The organism is Nocardia sp. (assembly GCF_025465275.1).
In the GTDB taxonomy this organism is placed as follows: Bacteria; Actinomycetota; Actinomycetes; order Mycobacteriales; family Mycobacteriaceae; genus Nocardia.
Genome location: NZ_JAODNK010000195.1, coordinates 1 through 20970 on the forward strand (window position 1 = coordinate 1; position 20970 = coordinate 20970).

At 68.1% G+C, this 20970-nt stretch carries 9 protein-coding genes; 7 read left to right on the forward strand and 2 right to left on the reverse strand.

All coding sequences use genetic code 11. The features are described from left to right. The first annotated feature begins 12 nt into the window (after positions 1–12). Positions 13–12318, forward strand: coding sequence for a non-ribosomal peptide synthetase (locus tag JWN03_RS40200; protein WP_297626967.1), 12306 nt, complete (start codon positions 13–15; stop codon positions 12316–12318). An 86-nt stretch (positions 12319–12404) separates the two neighbouring features. Next, positions 12405–13841: a molybdopterin-dependent oxidoreductase gene (locus JWN03_RS40205; protein ID WP_297626970.1), complete on the forward strand. Its 1437-nt coding sequence runs from the start codon at positions 12405–12407 to the stop codon at positions 13839–13841. Between the two features lie 133 nt (positions 13842–13974). Here JWN03_RS40205 and JWN03_RS40210 read toward each other — a convergent pair whose 3' ends face one another. Continuing rightward, the gene (locus tag JWN03_RS40210; RefSeq protein ID WP_297626973.1) at positions 13975–14820 is read right to left on the reverse strand and encodes an alpha/beta fold hydrolase; all 846 of its coding nucleotides are present in this window, start codon (positions 14818–14820) and stop codon (positions 13975–13977) included. Positions 14821–14870: 50 nt separating this feature from the next. Between JWN03_RS40210 and JWN03_RS40215 the strand changes: the two genes are divergently transcribed. The 5 genes from JWN03_RS40215 to JWN03_RS40235 all read left to right on the forward strand — a co-directional run bounded on the left by JWN03_RS40215 (position 14871) and on the right by JWN03_RS40235 (position 18775). Continuing rightward, entirely contained in the window at positions 14871–15119 is a 249-nt protein-coding gene (locus tag JWN03_RS40215; protein ID WP_297626976.1) for a hypothetical protein, read from the forward strand. Positions 15120–15207: 88 nt separating this feature from the next. Further along, positions 15208–16149, forward strand: a complete 942-nt coding sequence (locus JWN03_RS40220; protein ID WP_297626978.1) for an ABC transporter ATP-binding protein — start codon at positions 15208–15210, stop codon at positions 16147–16149. A gap of 1 nt (position 16150) precedes the next feature. Continuing rightward, entirely contained in the window at positions 16151–16921 is a 771-nt protein-coding gene (locus tag JWN03_RS40225; RefSeq protein ID WP_297626980.1) for an ABC transporter permease, read from the forward strand. A 4-nt stretch (positions 16922–16925) separates the two neighbouring features. Then, positions 16926–18173, forward strand: a complete 1248-nt coding sequence (locus JWN03_RS40230; protein ID WP_297626982.1) for a sensor histidine kinase — start codon at positions 16926–16928, stop codon at positions 18171–18173. Then, a complete protein-coding gene (locus JWN03_RS40235; RefSeq protein ID WP_297626984.1) occupies positions 18170–18775 on the forward strand; it encodes a response regulator transcription factor in 606 nt (201 codons plus the stop codon). Before JWN03_RS40230 ends, JWN03_RS40235 begins: the two co-directional genes overlap by 4 nt. Positions 18776–18886: 111 nt before the next feature. Here JWN03_RS40235 and JWN03_RS40240 read toward each other — a convergent pair whose 3' ends face one another. Further along, the gene (locus JWN03_RS40240; protein ID WP_297626986.1) at positions 18887–20908 is read right to left on the reverse strand and encodes a TPM domain-containing protein; all 2022 of its coding nucleotides are present in this window, start codon (positions 20906–20908) and stop codon (positions 18887–18889) included. Positions 20909–20970 lie beyond the last annotated feature (62 nt).

Consider the following 20970-nt stretch of genomic DNA (forward strand, 5'->3'; position numbering starts at 1 on the left):
CTGGCCGCGCTGGTGCGCGAGCACGGGATCACCCAGGTCTGCTCCACCCCGGCGGTGCTGTCCACGCTGGAACCGGATGCCCTGGACGGGGTGCGCGCGGTGTCGTCAGGCGGTGAACCCACGCCGCCGGATATCGTGGCGCGCTTCGGGAGCGGCCGCGATCTCTTGAACTCGTACGGACCCAGTGAGACAACCGTCGCCGTCACCTATACGAAAGGCCTGGTGCCCGGCGAGAATTCGGGCTTGGGCGAGCCCGTCCCCGGTGTGGGCATGCTCGTGCTGGATCGCTGGCTGCGCCCGGTGCCGATCGGCGTCGCAGGCGAGCTGTATGTGACCGGTCCGGGGATAGCCCGAGGCTACGTCGGCCGCCCGGGATTGACCGCGGAACGCTTCGTTCCCACTCCCGCGGGTGCCCCCGGCAGCCGCATGTACCGCACCGGAGATCTGGTGCGCTGGACCACTGCGGTGCGCGGGAGTGCCGGTGCCAGTGGCGAATCAGATGCCGCCGCGAGAGGCGGGCCGGCAGCCGTCGCCGACGGTGGAGCGCAAGTGATTCTGGAGTACGTCGGCCGCAGCGACTTCCAGGTCAAGCTGCGCGGTATGCGCATCGAGCTCGGCGAGATCGACGCGGCACTGGATACCCATGCGGCCGTGGAGATCGCGGTCACCGTCGTCCGTCCCGCACCGGGCGGCGGCACCATGCTGGCCGCCTACGTAGTGCCGCATGCGGGTGCGACGGTTACCGAGGCCGACCTCCTCGATCACGCCTCGCGCCGCCTGCCGCCGTACATGGTGCCCGCCACCGTCACGGTGCTGGGTGCGCTCCCACTGACTGCCAATGGCAAGGTGGACCGCCACGCCCTCCCCGAACCCGTTGTCGCACAGCCGGTCCTGCAACGCGAACCCACCAGCGATGCTGAGCGCATCCTCTGCACCCTCTTCTCGGAAATCCTCGGCACCACTGACATCGGCCCGCACACTTCCTTCTTCGCCCTCGGCGGCGATTCGATCATGGCCATCACCCTGGTCTCGCGCGCCCGCGCCGCCGGTTTGGTCTTCTCCGCCCGTGAAGTTTTCGAGCAGCGCACTCCAGCCGCCTTGGCCGCCATAGTTTCCCGCGTCGAGGACCGCACCGAACAACTCCCGGAACTCCCTGGCGGCGGTCTCGGCCGTCTCCCGCTCACCCCGGTCGCCGCCTGGCTGCTGCAGCGCCCCGGCTGGGAGCACTTCGCCCAGTCCATGGTGGTGCGACTCCCCAGAGGCATGGAACCCGAAGCCCTCACCCACACCGTCCAAGCCCTGCTGGACCGCCACGACATGCTCCGCGCCCGCGTCGTCGACACAGCCTCCGGCATCGAACTGGAGGTCCCGCCACCCCACCGCGTCGACGCCGCCGACCTTCTGACAAGGATCGCCACCACCGACGGCAGGATTGCCGCCATCGGCGACATCGACCGCGAACTCGAAGCGACTGTCGCCCGCCTGAACCCCCGCGCCGGCGCCATGACCGCCTTCACCTGGCTGGATCCCGGCCCCGCCACCCACGGCCGCCTACTCATCGCCATCCACCACCTCGCCTGCGACGCAGTCTCCTGGCGCATCCTGCTCCCCGACCTCATGTCCGCCTGGACCCAGGCCTCGGCGGGCACCACCCCCGCCCTGCAGGAAACCGGCACATCCATGCGCACCTGGGCCCACGCCCTCCACACTCTCGTCGACCCGGCAGTCGCGCCGATCGCACCGGTTTCAGCGGAATCTGTCGATGTAGCGGGCGAAACTGCGCCCCGCGCTGCAGGCGAGCCCGTAGCCAACGTGGCGAGTGCTTCGTCGGATGTGCTCGGTGTGTCTTACGCACCGGATTTCGGTGGCGCTGGCGGTGTGGACGGCGCGGCCCACCGGGATGCGGGTGAGCTTGTCGGCGGCGTGGCGAGTGCTTCGTCGGATGTGCTCGGTGTGTCTTACGCACCGGACTTCGGCGGCACAGGCGGCGGGAACGATGCTGCCCCTGCACAGGCCGGTGTGACTGTGAAGCGGGCGGATCCCAGGCGCTGGCCCGGGTGCGAGTTCGATTACTGGCGTGCGGTATTGGCGGCTGATCCGCTGCTGGGTATTCGGCGGCTGGATCCGCAGGTCGATACGCACGGGGCTGCGGGGCGGCTCGAGGTCGAGATCCCCGGTGTTGCCTCGGCGGCGCTGGTAGGGCGGATGGTTTCGACCTATCGGTGCGGTGTGGAGGATGCGCTGCTGGCCGCACTGTCTTTGGCATTGGCGCGGTGGCGTTCTGCCCGTGGCGAATTCGGTGCGAGTGCGGCGGCGACCGTCGTGGCTGTGGAGCGGCACGGCCGCGATGAGGCCGCGATTGCCGGAGCCGATCTGTCGCGCACGGTGGGCTGGTTCACCGCTCAGGTTCCGGTGCGGCTGGGACCGGTGGTGGCGGCGGGCTTTTCATCGCCGGCCTGTGCTGGTGCGCGCGATGCCGAGCCGAACCTGTCCGGAGTGGCGCTGGAGGTCGCCGCGGGGAAGACGAGTTTCGCCGGTGCGGGATCGGGTTCCGTGGGGGCGGCAGCGTTGCCTGGCGATTCGGTGCGGATCGGTTCTGCGGAAGCGGCTTTGAAGGTGGTGAAGGAGCAATTGCGGGCGGTGCCGCGGGGCGGGTTCGGGTTCGGGGTGCTGCGGTATTCGGGTTCGGGGACTGCGGGGGAGCTGGCATTGTTGCCGGAGCCGCAGGTGGGGTTCAACTATCTCGGGCAGGTGCCCGATATGGCGGTGGAGGGGGATTGGCTGCCGGTCGATATGGCGGCTCGACTCGGGGGGCACGCGGAGGCGGGTATGCCGCTGGCGGCGGTGCTTTCGATCGATGCGGTGACGCTCGAGTCCGAGCGGGGGCCGCGGATTCGTGCCGTGTGGCAATTCGCGCCGGGCGCTATCGGCCGCTCGGAGGTGGAAGCGCTGGCGCGGGAATGGGTTTCGGCGGTGGTGGAGATCGCCGAGCTGGTGAGTGCGCCGGAGGCGGGTGGATTCACACCCGGTGATTTGCCGTTGCTGGAGGTAGAGCAGGCCGAAATCGATGTGTGGGACCAGGATTACGGGCTGCTGGAGGATGTGCTGCCACTGACTCCGCTGCAGCGCGGGCTACTCTTCCAGGCGCAGCTGGCCGAGGGCGGGCCGGACGGTTACTCGGTGCAGGCGGTCATCGAGGTGGAGGCCGATCTCGAACTCGACCGTTTGACGGCTGCGGCCGAGGCGCTGGTTCGCCGGCACGCGGTGCTGCGCGCCGGATTCGTACAGTCCGGCGATCGGGCGGTGCAGGTGATTGCCGCACAGGTGGCGGTGCCGTGTGCCTATCGCGAGGCGTACGGCGTGACGGAGGCCGAACTCGACGAGATGGCGGCGGCGGAACTGCGAACACCATTCGCGGTCGATGCGCCCCCGCTCATTCGATTCCTGTGTATTGCCCTGGGGCAGCGCCGGTTCCGGATAGTCATCACCAACCATCACCTGATCCTCGACGGCTGGTCCATGCCACTGCTCCTCGCCGAACTCGTCGGATTGTACGAAACCAGCGGCGATGACCGCGGATTCGCGCCACCTGTACCCTTCCGGCGCTACCTCGAATGGCTCTCGGAGCGTGATGCCGATCGTGCACGCGACGCCTGGGCGCAGTCGCTGGCAGACCTGGACGGCCCCACCCTGGTCGCCCCGAACGCTCCGCGCACCGATGCGCCCACCGCGCCTGTCGCCCACGAGGTTCCGCTACCCGCTGACCTCGCAGATCGGCTGCGCGCCACCGCCTCGGACTGCCAGGTCACCCTCAACACCATCGTGCAGGCCGCCTGGGCCCTGCTGCTGGCCGAGCTGACCGGTTCCGCCGATATCGTCTTCGGCGCCACCGTCTCCGGTCGCCCGCCGGAACTGCCCGGCGCGGAGCGCATGGTCGGCATGCTGGTGAACACCGTCCCGGTCCGTATTGCCCTGGACCCGGCGGAACGCCTCTCCGATCTGCTGACCCGCATCCAGCGCGAGCAGGCCGCCCTGTCCGAACACCAATTCCTCGGCCTCGACGAAATCCACGCGCGCACCGGTCTCGGCCCGCTCTTCGACACCGCCACCGTCTTCGAGTCCTACCCCGTCGACGCGGCCTCCCTCACCGCAGCCACCCGCCAGGCACAACTCGCGGTGACCGGCATTCGCGCCCACGATGGCACCCACTACCCCCTGTCACTGGCCGCGTACGCCAACAACGGCCTGCGCCTGGAGCTGACCCGCTCACCACGGTATTTCGATGCGGAGCAAGCGGATTCGATCGCCGACGGACTAGCGCGGCTGCTGACAATTCTCGCGGAGGACCCACACCGCCGCACTGCCTCGGCTCGGAGCACCGATCCTGTAGATGCGCGCGCCATTCGACACGGCGGGCCCGCCCACCAGATCCGGCTGCTCCCAGACCTACTCGCAGGCAAGGGAATTCATGATGCTGCCGCGGTCGTCGATGCGCCTGCACAGGCACGTACGGCGACCTCCGATGGTCAGAGCGCAGGCGGACACGGCTCCGGCGTCGCGCACCGTGCGCCAGGTGGGTCCGGTGGTGATGTCGAGGGCGTGCTGCGCTCCGGTAGCGACGTCGGCAGCCTGCGGCACTCCAGTAGTGAGGTCCGCGCCCTGCTGTACGGCAGTAGTGACTTCGGCAGTCGGGCGCGCTCCGGCGCATTTGCGGTGGCCGGCGAGCTGACATATGGCGAGCTGGATGTGATGTCGAATCAATTGGCACGGGTATTGATCGGTGCGGGTGCGGGGCCGGAGCGGGCAGTGCTGGTTGCCCTGCCACGCTCGGTGCAGGCCATGGTGGCGCTGTGGGCGGTGGCTAAAACGGGTGCGGCATTCGTACCTGTCGATATCTCGCAGCCTGCCGGTCGCACCGCTCTCATTGCGACTGAATCTGCTGCCGTGCTGGGCATTACAGTCATATCGTGCCATGAAGACCTGCCACCCGAGCTGCCCTGGCTGCTGCTGGATGATCCGGATACCGCTGCCCGAATCGAGGTAGCGCCGGCCGACCCCGTGACCGACGCGGAACGGCTCCGGCCCCTGCGCGCCGAGCATGCGGCGTACGTGGTCTTCACCTCCGGATCCACCGGCACTCCGAAGGGTGTGGTCGTCACTCACACGGGTCTGGCCGATATGGCCTCGGCCGCGGCGGAGCAGTGCCTGATCGACCGTGATTCCCGCGTACTGCACTGCCTCAATCCCGCATTCGATGCGGCAATCCTGGTGTGGCTCTCCACTTTCGCGGCAGGCGGGACGCTGGTTGTCGCGCCACCGGATTCCAATGCCGGCGCCGAACTTGCGACAGCTCTCACCGACGGTGCTGCCACCCACCTGATCTGCACGCCGACGGTCCTGGCCACCCTGGATGTCGACGACCTGCGCGGGGTCCGGGTTATCGCCACCGGCGGTGAGACCTGCCCGCCCGCCCTCATTACCCGCATGAGCGCGGGCCGCCTCCTGGTGAACTCCTACGGCCCCGCCGAAACCACCATCGCCGCCGCCTACCGCGCGGATATGACACCGGAGACAGCGGCCGTCATCGGCACCCCGGTCCCCGGTGCCAGCCTGCTGGTACTGGACCACTGGCTCCGCCCGGTGCCTCCGGGAGCCGTTGGCGAGCTGTACATTCGCGGCCCCGGTGTGGCCCGTGGATACGCGAGCCGCCCAGCGCTTTCCGCCTCCAGATTCATCGCCGACCCCTACTCCGCGGGCGGACGCCTGTACCGTACGGGCGACCTGATGCGCTGCACCCCAACCGGATTCGAATACGCGGGCCGCAGCGACTTCCAGGTGAAGGTCCGTGGCATTCGGGTAGAGCCCGGCGAGGTCGACGCAGTGCTGTCGACCCATCCCCAGGTCGAAGCCTCCATCACAATCGCCCGCCGCACCCGCACCGCCGCCACCGCCCTGCACTCCTACGTCACGCTCGTCGCTCCCGCGACGGCACCGCCCTGGGAGCGCGCAGCGCACAGCAGAAGTATGGACGTCGAGTCCGATCGCACCGCCGCCCCAGCCCAACCGGCCGGTCAGATCGATCTGCGGACAGGTACTGGGCGACTGGACTGGCACGTCGGCGCGGATTCCGGCACGCCGGGTACCTCCGATGCTGCTGGTCCGCTTCGAACGCCCGCCGATGCTGCTGGTCCGCTTCGGGCGGCCAGCGGGGCTACCGGTCCGATTCGAACGGCCGCGGATGCTGCTTCTTCGGTTCGAACGGTCGGCGGGGCTGCTGGTGTGGCTCGAACTATTGATGCGGATGCTCTGCCGTCCGGTGCCGTCGCACCGAGCGCCGCTGTGCTGATGGCGTGGGTGGCCGTGCGGCTGCCACGGTATCTGGTGCCGTCGAGTATTCAGGTGCTGGCGGAGTTGCCGCGTACTCGTACCGGGAAGATCGATCTGCGGGCGCTGCCGGAACCTGAAGTCGTGCAGTCCGAATATGTGGCACCGGTCGGCGGTGAGGTGCTTGTTGCCGAGACCTACGCGGAGGTGCTGGGCCTCGGCCGCGTCGGTGCCCGGGACGACTTCTTTGCGCTGGGCGGCGATTCGCTCATTGCCACCAGGGTGTCGGCTCGGTTGAGTGCGGCGCTGGGGACTCCGGTTCCGGTGCGGCTGCTGTTCGAAGCGCCCGTGGTGGCCGAGTTGGCGCGTGTATTGGCAGTCGCCGGGCGCGAGGCGGCAGGTCCGGAGCTGATCCGAGGCCCGCGGCCGGACCCGGTGCCATTGTCTCCGGCGCAGCAGCGCATGTGGTTCGTCAACCGCTACGACCCGTCGTCCCCGGCGTACAACGTGCCTGTGGCACTGCGGCTTTCCGGCCATTTGGATCTCACCGCGTTGCGGACGGCACTCTACGACGTGATCGAGCGGCACGAGACGCTGCGGACCCTGTACCCCGATATCGACGGGGTCGGCGGGCAGCACATCCTGTCGGCGGCTGAGGTTCCATTGGATCTCGAACCCATTGCGATGACTCTCGAAGAACTGCCCACCGCCGTGATGCGCACAGTCACTGAGGGATTCGATGTCACCAAGGCAGTTCCCCTGCGCTTCAGACTCTTCCGCATCGAACCCGAGGAGCATGTGATCGTCCTGGTGGCGCATCACATTGCGACCGACGGCTTCTCGATGGCCCCACTGACCCGGGATGTGGCAGCGGCTTATGCGACTCGCGCCGCAGGTCGGCAGCCCGCATGGGAGCCGCTACCGGTGCAGTACGCCGACTACACGCTGTGGCAGCATGCCCGGCTCGGCGTCGAAGACGATCCGGAATCCCGGCTGGCCCAGCAGCTCGACTACTGGTCCCGCACCCTCGCCGACTTGCCGGATCACCTGGATTTGCCTGCCGACCGCCCACGGCAGGCGCGTGCCTCGCACCGTGCCGCCGAATGCACGGCCCGCGTGAACAGCGAGGTGAGCGCCGCGATCGAGCGCTGCGCCCGCGCGCAACGGGCCACTCCGTTCATGGTGGTGCACGCCGCCTTGGCGGTGCTGCTGGCCCGGTTGAGCGGCAGCGCAGACATAGTGATCGGCACCCCGGTTGCCGGGCGTGGGCATCGCGATCTCGACGATCTTGTCGGCATGTTCGTGAATACGCTGGTGTTGCGCACCGGCATACACGCCGACGAGACCTTCGACGCGGTGCTGGACCGAGTTCGCGATACCGACCTCGCCGCCCTCGAACAGGCCGACGTCCCCTTCGAGCGACTGGTCGAGGTGCTGTCTCCAGTGCGTTCGGAGGCCCGGCATCCGCTGGTGCAGATCATGCTCGTCTTCCAGAATCTGGCGCTGCCGGAGTTGGAGCTGCCCGAAATAACAGTGGTCCCACTGGAATTGCCGCAGACCAACAGTCGATTCGATCTGAGTCTCACCGTTGTCGCGGATACGGACGGCATGCAGCTGCGCTGCTGTTACGCCACCGACCTGTTCGACGAATCCACCGTCTGGGCCTTCGCTGACCGCCTGGTGCGGCTGCTCACTGCCGTCACGCTCGAAAGTGGCTCTGCGGTAGGTGATATCGACCTCCTCACCGCCGTCGAGCAGGAACAAGCCCGTATCGAACCAGAGCCGGTCGCCACACCGCGCCCGATGGCGCAACTTATGGCAAACGCCGTTGCCTCCAACCCGGAGGGCGTGGCGGTGGTGTGTGGCGACCATCAGCTGACCTATCGGGAACTCGACGAGCGTGCGACGATCCTCGCCGAGCGGCTTGCACAGGCTGGCGCAGGCCCGGAAATGCTGGTGGCCGTGGGTATTCCACGCTCCATCGAATCGGTGCTGGCCGTCTGGGCGATCACCCGCACCGGAGCGGCATTCGTCCCGGTCGATCCGTCGTACCCGTCGGACCGCATCGCGCGAATCATCGAGGTCTCCGGAGTGACAATCGGCCTGACCGTTGTCGCTCAGCGCGACCGGCTGCCGGACGCAGTCGATTGGTGGTGCGTGGACGATCCATCGGAATTCGAAACCGCTGCGGCACAGGCGCAGACGGCGAATGCGTCCTACGAGTACCGCGCCTGCCCCGAGAACCCGGCGTACGTCATCTTCACCTCCGGTTCCACCGGTGCTCCCAAGGGTGTTGTGGTGACCCATTCGGGTCTGGCGAATCTCGCGATGGCGCAGTGCGATCGCGACCTCATCACCTCCGATTCGCGAGTACTACACGTCGCCTCACCGAGTTTCGATGCCTCGGTAGTGGAACTCGTCATGGCGGTAGGTGCGGCAGCTACCCTGGTCATCGCGCCGCCCACCGCCTTCGCCGGTCCGGATCTCACCGAACTCCTGGCCCGCGAGCATGTCTCGCATATCGCTCTCACACCGTCGGCGCTGGCCACCGTGGAACCCGCAGGGCTGCACGAACTCCGCACGATCGTCACCGGCGGCGAACCCTGCCCGCCCGAACTGGTCGCGGCCTGGTCCGCACCGAACCGCCTGCACTTCAACGACTACGGCCCCACCGAGGCGACGGTCTGGGCGACCGGCAGCGCGCCGCTACAGCCGGGCGCACCGATCACCATCGGCCGGCCCGCCCCCGGAGTGCATGCACTGGTCCTGGACGATCGCCTGCGCCCCGTGCCGGACGGCGTGGTGGGTGAGCTCTATCTCGCGGGTATCGCATTGGCACGAGGTTATTTCGGCCGTGTGGACCTGACCGCCGCACGCTTTGTTGCCCACCCGTACGCACCTGGCCGGCGCATGTACCGCACCGGTGATCTGGTGCGCAGGCGTGCGGGTGATCTGGAGTACCTGGGCCGCACCGACACTCAGGTGAAGCTGCGCGGCTTGCGCATCGAACTCGGGGATGTGGAGGCCGCGCTCACCGCGGACCCGGCGGTGGCCCGCGCGGTGGCGCTGGTTCGGGCGGATGCGCACGGCGGAATGCTGGTCGCCTACGTGGTCCCTGAGCCCGGCGCGGAGATCTCGCTGCGAGATCTGAAGAGTGAAGTCGCACAGCGAGTGCCGTCCTATATGGTCCCGTCCGCCCTCTTGGCGCTGGATGATCTGCCGCGCACGGCCAATGGCAAGCTGGATCGCGACGCGTTGCCCGCGCCGCCGCTGACAATGGGTGCCCGGGAGCCTGTTGTCGGCCCGCAGGAGGAAGCGGTTGCCGCCGTTTTCGCCAAAGTCCTGGGTATCGATCAAGTCTGGCGAGACGACGATTTCTTTGCCCTGGGCGGCAATTCGCTCATCGCTACCCGAGTGGCCGCGCGACTGGGCACCGCACTCGGAACGACGGTCCCGGTGCGGGCGCTCTTCGATGCGCCGACGGTGGCGGAACTGGCGGCCCTCATATCCGCCGAGTCCATGACCGATCGTCCCCACCCGGGACCTCGTCCCCGCCCGCAGCATATTCCGCTCTCCGCGGCACAGCAGCGCATGTGGTTCCTCAACCGCTACGATCCCGGATCGCCCGTCTACAACATCCCGGGAGCCTTCGAAATCGAAGGGAGCCTGGATATTACGGCGCTGCGCACGGCCATCGACGATGTGGTGGCCCGGCACGAGACGCTCCGGACCAGCTATCCGGTCGGCCCCGATGGGATGCCCTACCAGAGCATCCTTCCTGCCGGCGCGGGCTCCACGCCGATTTCCGAAATCGACACGAACACAGCGGAAGTCGCACAGCAGCTGACGACCGAGCTGTCCCGCGGCTTCGACATCACCCGCGAAGTTCCGCTGCGGGTCTGGGTGCTCCGCACCGCCCCACAGCGTGCGGTTCTGGCGCTCGCCGTGCACCATATCGCCGCCGACGGCTGGTCCATGGCCCCACTCGCACGAGATGTCCTGGCCGCGTACGTGGCTCGTGCTGCGGGAGCGCAACCACAGTGGACCGAACTACCGTTGCAGTACGCCGACTACGCACTCTGGCAGCAGGAACTGCTCGGCTCCGACGCCGACCACGACAGCCTCGCCCACCGCCAGCTGGAATTCTGGCGCACCCGTCTCGACGGCCTGCCCGAGGTGCACCGACTGCCCACCGACCGGCCTCGCCCCGAGCTCCCGTCCGGAATCGGTGACCGTATCGAATTCACGGTCCCCGCAATCGTTCACGACCGAATGCAGATAATGGCGCGGGCACATGGCGCGAGCCCATTCATGGTGGTGCACGCGGCCTTGGCGGTATTGCTGGCCCGGCTTTCCGGCGCGTCGGATATCGCCCTCGGCTCGGTGGTCGCAGGCCGCGGTGACGGCGAATTCGACGACCTCGTAGGCATGTTCGTGAATACGGTCGTGCTGCGTTCGCAACTGGACCCGGCCGCCGATTTCGCCACTACCCTCGACACCATCCGCCGCGATGATCTGGCGGTCTACGGCAATATGGATCTGCCTTTCGAACGCCTGGTGGAGGCGCTCGCTCCGGTCCGTTCCACCGATCACCACCCGCTCTTCCAGGTGCTGCTGGCCTTCCAGAATGTCCAGCCCGCGCGAACCACGCTGCCCGGTCTGGAGATTCGCCCGGTCGCAGCGCCTGCTCCCGGCTCCAAGTTCGATCTGGAATGGATGGTCGCCGAACAGTTCGCTCCCGCAGGCGAACCGGCGGGCATCACCACCTCGCTGATCTTCGCCACCGACCTCTTCGATCGGACCACCGCCCAGTCCATGGCCGACGGTTTCCTCGAACTGCTCACCGCGCTCACCGCCACCCCGGACGCCGCGATCGGTGCTATCGAGGTGCTCAGCGGGCTACCCGAACTCACCGTGGAGATTCACGACGACGATGCGCCCGTGGTGAAGGTCCGCCCGGAGCCCGCGCGTCGCGTCTACCGCGCCCCGCGCACCGAGGGCGAAGGCGCGCTCACCGCCGCTTTCGAATCGGTCCTGGAATCGGAGCGAATCGGCGTGGACGACAACTTCTTCGAGGTCGGCGGCAATTCCATGGCCGCCGTGCGCCTGGTCACCCTGATACGCGAACGCACCGGCATCCCCATGCCGTTGCAGTGGATGTTCCTGGACCCCACGCCTGCCGCCCTGGCCCTGCGCCTCACCGAGGCCGCCGAACGGCCGGAGGTGGATCCGTCTATGCGGGTCATGCTGCCCATGCGCCCGGCCGGGACCGGACCTGCCCTGTTCTGTATTCATCCGGCCGTCGGATTGGCCTGGTGCTACGGCGGATTGGTGCAGTACATCGATCGTTCGCACCCGGTCTACGGTCTCCAGTCGCCGGGTGTGGTGGACGGCGGCACCGCCGATCGCACCATTCACGATCTCGCCGTGCGCTATGTCGACGAGATCCGCCGCGTGCAGCCGGACGGCCCGTACCACCTGCTCGGTTATTCGGCGGGCGGCGTCATCGCGCACGCCATGGCCGTCGAGCTGCGCCGGCGCGGCGAGCAGGTGCCGTCGCTGATCATGATGGACGGCCGCGCCGAGGTGGAAATCGTCGACGACAGCAATATTCCGCCGCTGGCGCTGCTGCTCGCCGAATTCGGCGGTATCGAGGTGCCGCCCGGCGCTGCGGGAGTCACCGCGCCGCAGGCTGCCGAGCTGCTGGCGGCGTCCGGAATCTCCTTCACCGCCACCGAAATCGAGCACTTCTACAGTGATCTGCAACACCTGCTGCGTCAGATCTCCGATCACCGCCCCAGCATCTTCGACGGTGATCTGCTGTTCTTCAGCGCTGCGGGCAATCCGGCCCCGCTGCCGAATGTCGCGACGTGGCGGCCCTATATCACCGGACCGATCACTGATCACCTCATCGATTTCGGCCACAATCAGCTTGTCACCGCGGCGGCGCTGACCTTCATCGGCCCGATCATCAGCACTTATCTGGAGCGGTAAGCCGGGAAACCTTCTGGGACACAGCTGGGCTGGGGAACAATGGGCGGAGACAACCCGCTCGGCTAGGAGAGGCTCGTACTGTGTCGGTGAACGGTAAGCGACGGCTACTGAGTGCGGCGGCGGTTGGGCTCGGCGCGCTCGGCGCCGGAGAACTGATCGCCGCGACGCGCGGTGGCTCGGTCATCGACGGGGTCGGGCGGTTGCTGGCCGATACCGCGCCGATTCCGGTGGTCGAGACGACCGTGGCCATGGCCGGCCGGTACGACAAGGAGACCACGCGGGCGGGCGTGGTGTTCGGGGCCGTCGCCGCCACCGCCGGTATGGCGTTCCTGCCGCAGCGCCTGCGGGCACCTGCCGCGGCGGCATTCGGGGCGGGAGCCGCCGCCTTGGCTTTGCGGGGCGCGAATCAGTCGGTGCCCAGTGCGTTCGGCGGCCTCGCGGCGGCGGGCGTGCTGCGCGCCGGGCTGCGTCGGCCACCGACCACGGCAGGCGGCGAATTGCTCTGGGCCACAGCCGGTGCCGGGCTGCTCGCCGCCGCCGAAACGCTCATCCGGCGCGAGGATCGGCGGCATACCGAACGGGTCCGGCAACTCGGCCCGATGGGTTCGCACCCGCCCATGGCGGAGGATGGTTTCGGCAATGAGCCGGGCCTGTCGCCATTGATCACCAAGGCGGGCAGATTCTATGTGGCAGACGTGAATTCGCGCCCGCCGCGCGTCGATCCGGGTCAGTGGCGGCTCGCCATCAGTGGCAAGGTGGCGCACCCGCTGCGGTTCTCGCTCGCGGATCTGGCCGAGCAGGCGGTGGAATTCGATGCCGTCATGGTGTGTGTGCACAACACCCCCGGCGCCGGTCGTGCCGGCAATGCGCGCTGGTTCGGCGTCCCGCTGACCGCCCTGCTGGAGCACGCCATGCCCGATTCGACCGCCACCCGCCTGGTGACCCGCGCCGTCGACGGCTACACCATCTCACTGCCGCTGGAACCGCTGCGCACCGGGGAATGGCCCGGCTACCTGGTCATCGGCATGAACGGCGAAGCCCTGCCGCCCGAACACGGCTTCCCCGCCCGGGTCTTCGTGCCCGGCCTCTACGGCCAGTACACCGGCGCGAAATGGCTTGCTGAACTGGAATTGTCCGACGACACCCAGGTCGACTACTGGTGGAAGCGCGGCTGGCCCAGCGACGCCCTGTGGGTGCGCCCGCAGGCCCGCATCGACATCGCCTCCGGCGGCAGCGACGGCCCCGGCAAGACCACCGTGGCCGGTGTCGCCTGGGCGCCACCGCAGGGCGTCGCGGCCGTCGAGCTCCGCATCGACGAAACCGATTGGCTCCCAGTGGAACTCGGTGCGGAAACGGCTCCCGCGGCCTGGCGCCGCTGGCGCACCGTCGTAGACCTCGCGCCAGGCACCCACACCATCCAGGCGCGTGTCACCGGTCGCTCCGGAGAAGTCCAGGACGGGGCTGTCCGCGCGCCGTTCCCGCAGGGCCCCAGCGGGTTCCACACCGTGACGGTCACCATCTGAGCAGACGTTCCGGTCATTACAGCGCTCTCGGCCGGAATCAATCCTGTTCGGCGGATCGGCCAAAAGTGCTGTAATGACCCGAACGACACTGCGTTTCGGCGTCCGGGCAGGGGGGATGCTCGCTGCCCTGTCGTCAGCGAACCGCACTGTGCTGTGCGGCGGCGATTTCTCCGACGGCGGCGGCAATGGCGCGGAAATCCTTGCGCACGATGTCGGTGTGGTTGCTGGTGACCTTCGCGCTCATCTGGACGTTGGGGTTGCGGGCGATGATCGGATCCAGGGTGGCGCGCATCGCCGCGTGTCCTTCCTCGGTGGCGCCCTGGGCGGCGCCCGAGCCCACGATGAACCGCATCGGGAAGGTGACCTGGTCGAAGACGGGGTCGCTGACGGCGACGATCTCGTTCAGTTCGATATTGACCTCGGCGGCTTGCGCGGCGGTCATCCGGGCGGTCAAACCCAGCATGGCGGCCATCATCATCGGGAACCGCAGCTTCTTGAACAGCCGCCGGATCTCCTGCCGCCCGGCTTCGCGGTCACCGTTGTCGACGGTGGCCAGGTAATCCCACGGGTAACCGCCATCGACCATGACCACCCCGGCGACCCGGCCGGGATTGCTTGCGGCCCACTGGACGGCCAGTGCCGCCCCGTAGGACCAACCCACGATCAGTGCCTGCTGCACACCCCGCGCCGCCAGCACGGCGTCGATATCGCGCAGGCACGCCTCGAACGAATAGTCCGCAGACTTCTTCGACTTGCCGCGGGCGCGCTCGTCGAAAGTGATGTGGCGCCAGCCGGTGCCCAGTTCGGCGATGACGGGCCGCCAGCTCCGCTGCGTGGCGTAGGACCCGTTCAGGTAGATCACCGGCATCCCGGCCCCACCGGTATCGGTCACGGCCAGCGCGGTGTCGTCGACCGTCACCGTGCCGGTCCAGGTCGAGTTGTTGTGGTTGCTGTCGAAGTCGTTCGCTGCGTTGCTCATGAGAACTACTCTCACCGACCCGGCTGATACCGACCTGACACCGATCTGACATGCCCACTGACCATCGGGAATTGTGGGTGCCCACAGGCACACTTCTCCGGTGGGCAATATCGAATTCGTGGGTCACGATCGAATTGGGCGACAAGACCTTTCGCGCCAGTGGGCACATCCTCGAGGGTGCCGAGTATGACGAATTCGCCGATCGGGTGCGCGGGCACAATCAGCTCCTGGCCGGCTATCAGGCCCAGACCACGCACCCGATACCGCTGGTGGTGCTGACGCTCGGTGATGAGGTCTGACCAGGGCGCCGCGGGAATGACATCTGTCATGGGGGAGTCGTGACGGTCGGGGGAGGTGGGCGCGGCCGAAGCGGTCGACAGTGGAGGCATGAACGCTCCAGCTGAGGGGACCGTGTACGCGCGGTCCGAGGTCGCGCCCGCTGCGGCCATCGAAATACGGGGACTGGTCAAGACTTTCGACGTGCGCGGGGAGACTGTGCGCGCGGTGGACGGTCTGGATCTGGTGGTTCGGCCGGGGGAGATCGTGGCCTTCCTCGGACCGAACGGTGCGGGGAAGACGACCACCATCGATATGGTGCTCGGGCTGGCGCGGCCGGACTCGGGGGTGGTGCGAGTCTTCGGCGGTGATCCGTCGGATGCCATTGCAGCGGGCCGTATTTCGGCCGTACTGCAATCGGGCGGCTTGCTGCCGGATCTGACCGTGGCCGAGACGGTGCGGCTGATTGCCACGCTGCACGTGCGGCCCCGGCCCGTGAACGAGGTGCTGATCCGAGCCGGGATCGACGGTATCGCCGATCGCCCGGTGGGCAAATGCTCAGGTGGCCAGCAGCAGCGACTGCGGTTCGCGCTGGCACTGCTGCCGAATCCGGACCTGATCATCCTGGACGAGCCGACCACCGGCATGGATGTGGAGGGCCGGCGGGACTTCTGGAATGCCATCAGGCAGGACTCGCGGCGCGGCCGGACCGTCCTGTTCGCGACCCACTACCTCGATGAGGCGGATGCCTACGCCGACCGCATCGTGCTGATGCGCGCGGGCCGGGTGGTGGCCGATGGCAGTGCCGCCCAGGTCAAGAACATGGCATCCGGGCGCACCATCAGCGCGACCCTGCCCGCCGCCGATGCCACGGTGCTGCTGCGGATACCCGGCGTCGAGCACGTCGAGCAGCGCGGCGATCGAATCACTGTGCGCGCCAAGGATTCCGACATTGTCGCCCGCTATCTGCTCACCGCCACCCCGGCCACCGATCTCGAGATCTCGGCACACAACCTCGAGGACGCGTTCCTCGCTCTGACGGGAGACCACTGATATGACCGTCCTCGATGCCCGGACCGGGCTGCGCCGGAGCGGAATACGCCCGGCCTTTGTGGCTCTGGAAATGCGGCGCATGCTGCGCAACAAGCGCGCGCTGATCTTCTCGCTGATCATGCCGCCGGTATTCTTCGTGGCCTTCGGCCTGCAATCGGGCTACAAGACCCAGATGATCGGCTCCGGCAACACCACCGGCTACGTCATGGTCTCCATGGCCGTGTACGGGGCCATGCTCGCCACCACCAGCGGCGGGGCCATGGTCGCGGTGGAACGCGCGCAGGGTTGGAGCCGCCAGCTGCGATTGACTCCGCTGCCGCCGCTCGCCTACATCGCCACCAAGATTATTGTTGCGATGACGCTCGGATTGGCCTCGGTCGCAGTGGTTTTCACCGTCGGCGCGATATTCGGGGCGCAGCTTCCGGCCTCGGCGTGGCTCGTCTGCTTTCTGATCGCCTGGCTCGGCTCGGCGGTTTTCGCCGCCTTCGGGCTCTTCATCGGGTATCTGCTGCCCTCGGAGAACGTCATGCAGCTGCTCGGCGTGCTGCTGGCCCTGCTCGCCTTCGCCGGTGGGCTGTTCATGCCGCTGCACGGCTGGTTCGACACGGTGTCGAAGGTGTTCCCCACCAATGGGATCGCGGTTCTGGCACGTGCGCCTTTCACCGATCCGAGTGGCGCCGCCCTGGTACTCGCGGTGGCCAATGTGCTCGTGTGGGCGACCGTCTTCACCCTCGGGTCGGCATTCCTCTTCCGACGCGATACGGCACGCTGAAGCTATGAAGCGCATGCCACCGACCGGCGAGACCTCGCGTGTGAACGGCGTCGCGGATTCGGCGACCCGGACGCTGCGTCGGCTCGCAGCGCCCGGACCTGCGGTAACGTCCGGCGATGTGACGTACGAAGATGAGCAGATCGGCCGGCGACGGCGGGTCGGGTGGGTCTTCGTGATCGTGTGGACGGTGTACCTGATCGACCCGCTGAAGCATGCGTGGGCGCTCGATCAGCCGGTGGCTCGCATCTACACGATTGCGGTGCTCGTCGCCTTCGTCATCTGCTATCTGGGTTCCTACTGGGTGTTGTTCCGGCTGCCGCTGCACGGACCCACCTGGCCGAGCCCGAGCCCGTGGTTGGTGGGCAGGCTGCTGGCCGTCCTCGTCGCCTTGTTGCTGGCGGCGACGGCCACCCTTTATACCGGTGCGAACGGGCTCGCCACCTATATCGGCACCTTCATCGCCTTCGCGCTGCCGATACGGCGTGCGGTGCCGCTGCTGATCGTTCTGCTCCTGGCAACCGCGGTGGTGCCGCAGCTGATTGTGGGCGAAGCGCCGGACTGGTCGATCATGCAGGGTATGGCGCTGTCGGCGATCGCTGTCGGCGGTGTTCGCCTGATCATTATCAATAATCAGGCGCTGGATCTGGCGCGCAAACAGTTGACCGAGCTGGCGGTGGCCGAGGAGCGTTTGCGGGTCGGGCGGGATGTGCACGATATCCTCGGGCATTCGCTGACCGTCATCACGGTGAAAACCGAACTGGCGCAACGGCTTATGGATATCGATCCGGAGCGCGCCAAGACCGAACTGGTCGATATCGAGCGACTCGCGCGGGAATCGCTCGCCGGGGTTCGCTCCACGGTCGGCGGGCTGCGTGAGATATCGCTGGCCGGTGAGCTGGTCAATGCGCGAACCGCGCTGCGGGCCGCGGGAATCGCCGCCGATCTGCCCGACGGCGATGAACTGCCGATCCGGCACAGCATCGTCTTCGGATGGGTGTTGCGCGAGGCGATCACGAATGTGGTGCGGCACAGTGGAGCCCGGCACGCCAGCGTGCGGGTCACGCCGACCAGCATCGAGGTGAGCGACGACGGCGGCGGCATGGGTGACGGCGCGCGCGCCGGATCCGGGTTGTCGGGGCTGCGGGAGCGGGTGCAGGCGACGGGTGGCACGCTCACCCTGTCGAATCGGCCGGAGGGCGGATTGCGGGTGCTGGCAAGCTTTCCGGCCGGGACGATAGGGGAGTCGAGATGATCAAACTGCTGCTCGCCGATGATCAGGCGCTGGTGCGCGGTGCGCTCGCGGCACTGCTGAGCCTCGAACCCGATCTGGAGGTGGTGTGCGAGGTCGGCCGTGGTGACGAGGTGCTCGCGGCCGTCGAACGCACCGATCCGGATGTGGCGCTGCTGGATGTGGAGATGCCCGGAATGGACGGCATCACCGCTGCCGCACAACTGCATATCGCGCATCCGCAGGTGCGCATCCTCATGGTCACCACCTTCGGCCGCCCGGGATACCTGCGCCGCGCCATCGATGCCGGAGCCAGCGGCTTCGTCGTCAAGGACACGCCCGCACGGGAACTTGCCGATGCGGTCCGGCGCGTCCACCTGGGCCTGCGCGTTGTCGACCCGGCCCTGGCCACCGAAACCCTCACCGCCGGAACCTCACCCCTCACCGCTCGCGAACGCGAAGTCCTCGCTGCCGCCTCCGACGGTGCGACCGCAGGCGCCATCGCGAAGCTCCTGCACCTCTCCGAAGGCACCGTCCGCAACCACCTCTCGGCCGCCATCGGCAAAACCGGCACCCGCACCCGCGCGGAAGCCGTCCGCGCCGCCGAACGCCTCGGCTGGCTCTGACCCACCCCCGTCATCCCGGCATGCTTTTGGCCGGGATCCACCGCAGTACATGAGCCGCCATGGGTCCCGGCCAAAAGCGCGCCGGGATGACGGGACAGACGTTCGGCGGCACTAGAAACGTCCGCCGCGGCTGATGCGGCGGGAGCCGTCCGAACCGCCGAAGGAGCCGGGGCCGTAGCTGCCGCCGCCTCGGGAGCCGCCGCCGAAACCGCCTCCGCCGCCGCGGTATCCGCCGCCCATGCCGCGCAGCATGCCGTCGATGAGGATGCCGCTGAGTACCGCGCCGGTCTGGGAATTCGAACTCGGCTGGCTCGCTTGCCAATCGCGCACTGCGACCTGGGCGGTTTGCAGGGCGCGGGTGCCGAGTTCTACTGCCCGCTGGGCGTAGGGGAGAGCTTGCGCGGGGTCGGTGGTGGCGAGTTGCTGCGCCTGGTCCAGGCTGCGCTGGGCCTCGGCGAGCCGGGTGCGCGGTTCGGCGTCGACACCGCCGCGGCGGGTGCTGATGAAGTCGGTGGCGGCATTGATCTGGCTGCGTGCGGCGGTCAGTGCCTGGTCGAGCCGGCGGGCGACTTCCTCGGCGGCGGACTTGCGATCGGTGGCATCGGCAATTGCCTTGTCCAGCACGGTATCCGCGGCGACGGCCTGCTGGAACGCACCGAGCGGATTGGCACCGCCCTCGGTGCTCGCGCGGTCGAGAGCGGTGCGGGCGGCGATGGCGGCGTCGAGGAGTTCGGGTCCGCCGTGCTGGGTGAGGGTGGCCGCCGTGCCGAGATCACGGCGCAGCTCCTCGATGATGCCGGGGAGTCCGGCGCGGGCCTGCTCGATATCGGTGGCAGCGGTATCCACCGCGTCCAGCAGTGTGCGCGCGGTATTGATGGCCGACTCCGCGCTGCGAATGGCCGCGACCGCCGCGCCCTGCTGCCCGACGGGTTTGGCCGCGGCCGCGCGCCCGTCCTCGATTCCGCGCTCCGCGAACGTGATTCGCTCCCTCGCCATAGTCACGTTCTCGTGAATTGGCGCGAGTACCGAGGCGGGCTGCGTGGCCACCAACTGGGCCAGGGTGGCTTCGGAATTCGGCGCTCGCGTGGTCAGCTCGACCACATCGCGGGTCAGCGCGTCCAGACGATCGCCGGCATTGATGAGCAGATTGCGCATGGCATCGAATTCGGTGACCTTGGCGTCGAGTTCACGATTGGCGCGCCCGCAGGTGCTGATGAGCTCGACCAGCATGGTCCGCTGCTGATCGGGCGTCTCCGGAATATCGTCGTCGAGTTCCTGCCGGATCGAGAACGCCTTGGCGAGCGCGTTCTTCGCGGCATTGAGCGCCGCGGTGAACGGCGCGGTGGCGGTGGCCCCGAATTCGTCGGTGGCCAACCGCAATTCCTCACCGCTGGTGCGCAGCGCATCATCGGTATCGGTGAGCATCTCCTTGGAGCGCGCGTCCAGCGCCGTCAGCAGCAGTGCGGCCAGCGCCTGCGTATCGGCCGGATCGACCTTGCGGGCGGCAGCTACCTCGGCCTGGGCCCGCCGCTCCTTGCGACCCCGCGACCACAGCCACAGCGCACCCACCGCCAGGGCCACCACCAGCACGAGCAGCAGCACCACCCAGAGGCTCACGCCACCGCCGGAACCGTTCATCGCCGCCGACAGCCCGTTGGCGGTCGTCACTGCGGCTCCGGCCCAGTCCCCGGCGCGCAGCTTCGGCTCGACCTGGTCGATGAGCAGGTTGTCGAGCTGCTTATCGGTCACCGAACTGGGCGCTGAGCCGGTAAAGGCATACGCCCGATCGTCGACCGCGACGGAAAGCAGTACGTCCCGGTCCCCGAATCCGGAGGCCTGCGCGGTCTGCTCACCCCAGGCGGTCGAGTCCATCCCGGCGAAGTTGTGCACATATACAACCCACAGCCGCTCATGGTCTTTCGAATACAGCGCATCGATGGCGGCCTGCAGTTCCGCGGTCTGCCCGCCGCGCAACGCGCCCGCCGCATCGGTGACATAGCCGGGTAGTCGCTGTGGCGGTTCCGCACCCGCGGGAGCACTCCCGCCGCCCAGGAGCACGGCCAGGGCCAGCACGAAGCCCGATGCGAGCACGGACCAGCGCGGGGAGGCGGGGCGGTGCTTCGGTTGCCGCATCACATGAATCTATCCGCCCGAATGCGGCACGCAGTTTCTTCCGGTCACCCGTGTCGGCGACG

What these genes read in the sequence shown, in the direction of transcription:
- JWN03_RS40210 (WP_297626973.1), bottom strand. Translation starts at nt 14,820, where the DNA reads ATGAGCAACGCAGCGAACGACTTCGACAGCAACCACAACAACTCGACC.
- JWN03_RS40215 (WP_297626976.1), top strand. Translation starts at nt 14,871, where the DNA reads ATGCCCACTGACCATCGGGAATTGTGGGTGCCCACAGGCACACTTCTC.
- JWN03_RS40220 (WP_297626978.1), top strand. Translation starts at nt 15,208, where the DNA reads ATGAACGCTCCAGCTGAGGGGACCGTGTACGCGCGGTCCGAGGTCGCG.
- JWN03_RS40225 (WP_297626980.1), top strand. Translation starts at nt 16,151, where the DNA reads ATGACCGTCCTCGATGCCCGGACCGGGCTGCGCCGGAGCGGAATACGC.
- JWN03_RS40230 (WP_297626982.1), top strand. Translation starts at nt 16,926, where the DNA reads ATGAAGCGCATGCCACCGACCGGCGAGACCTCGCGTGTGAACGGCGTC.
- JWN03_RS40235 (WP_297626984.1), top strand. Translation starts at nt 18,170, where the DNA reads ATGATCAAACTGCTGCTCGCCGATGATCAGGCGCTGGTGCGCGGTGCG.
- JWN03_RS40240 (WP_297626986.1), bottom strand. Translation starts at nt 20,908, where the DNA reads ATGCGGCAACCGAAGCACCGCCCCGCCTCCCCGCGCTGGTCCGTGCTC.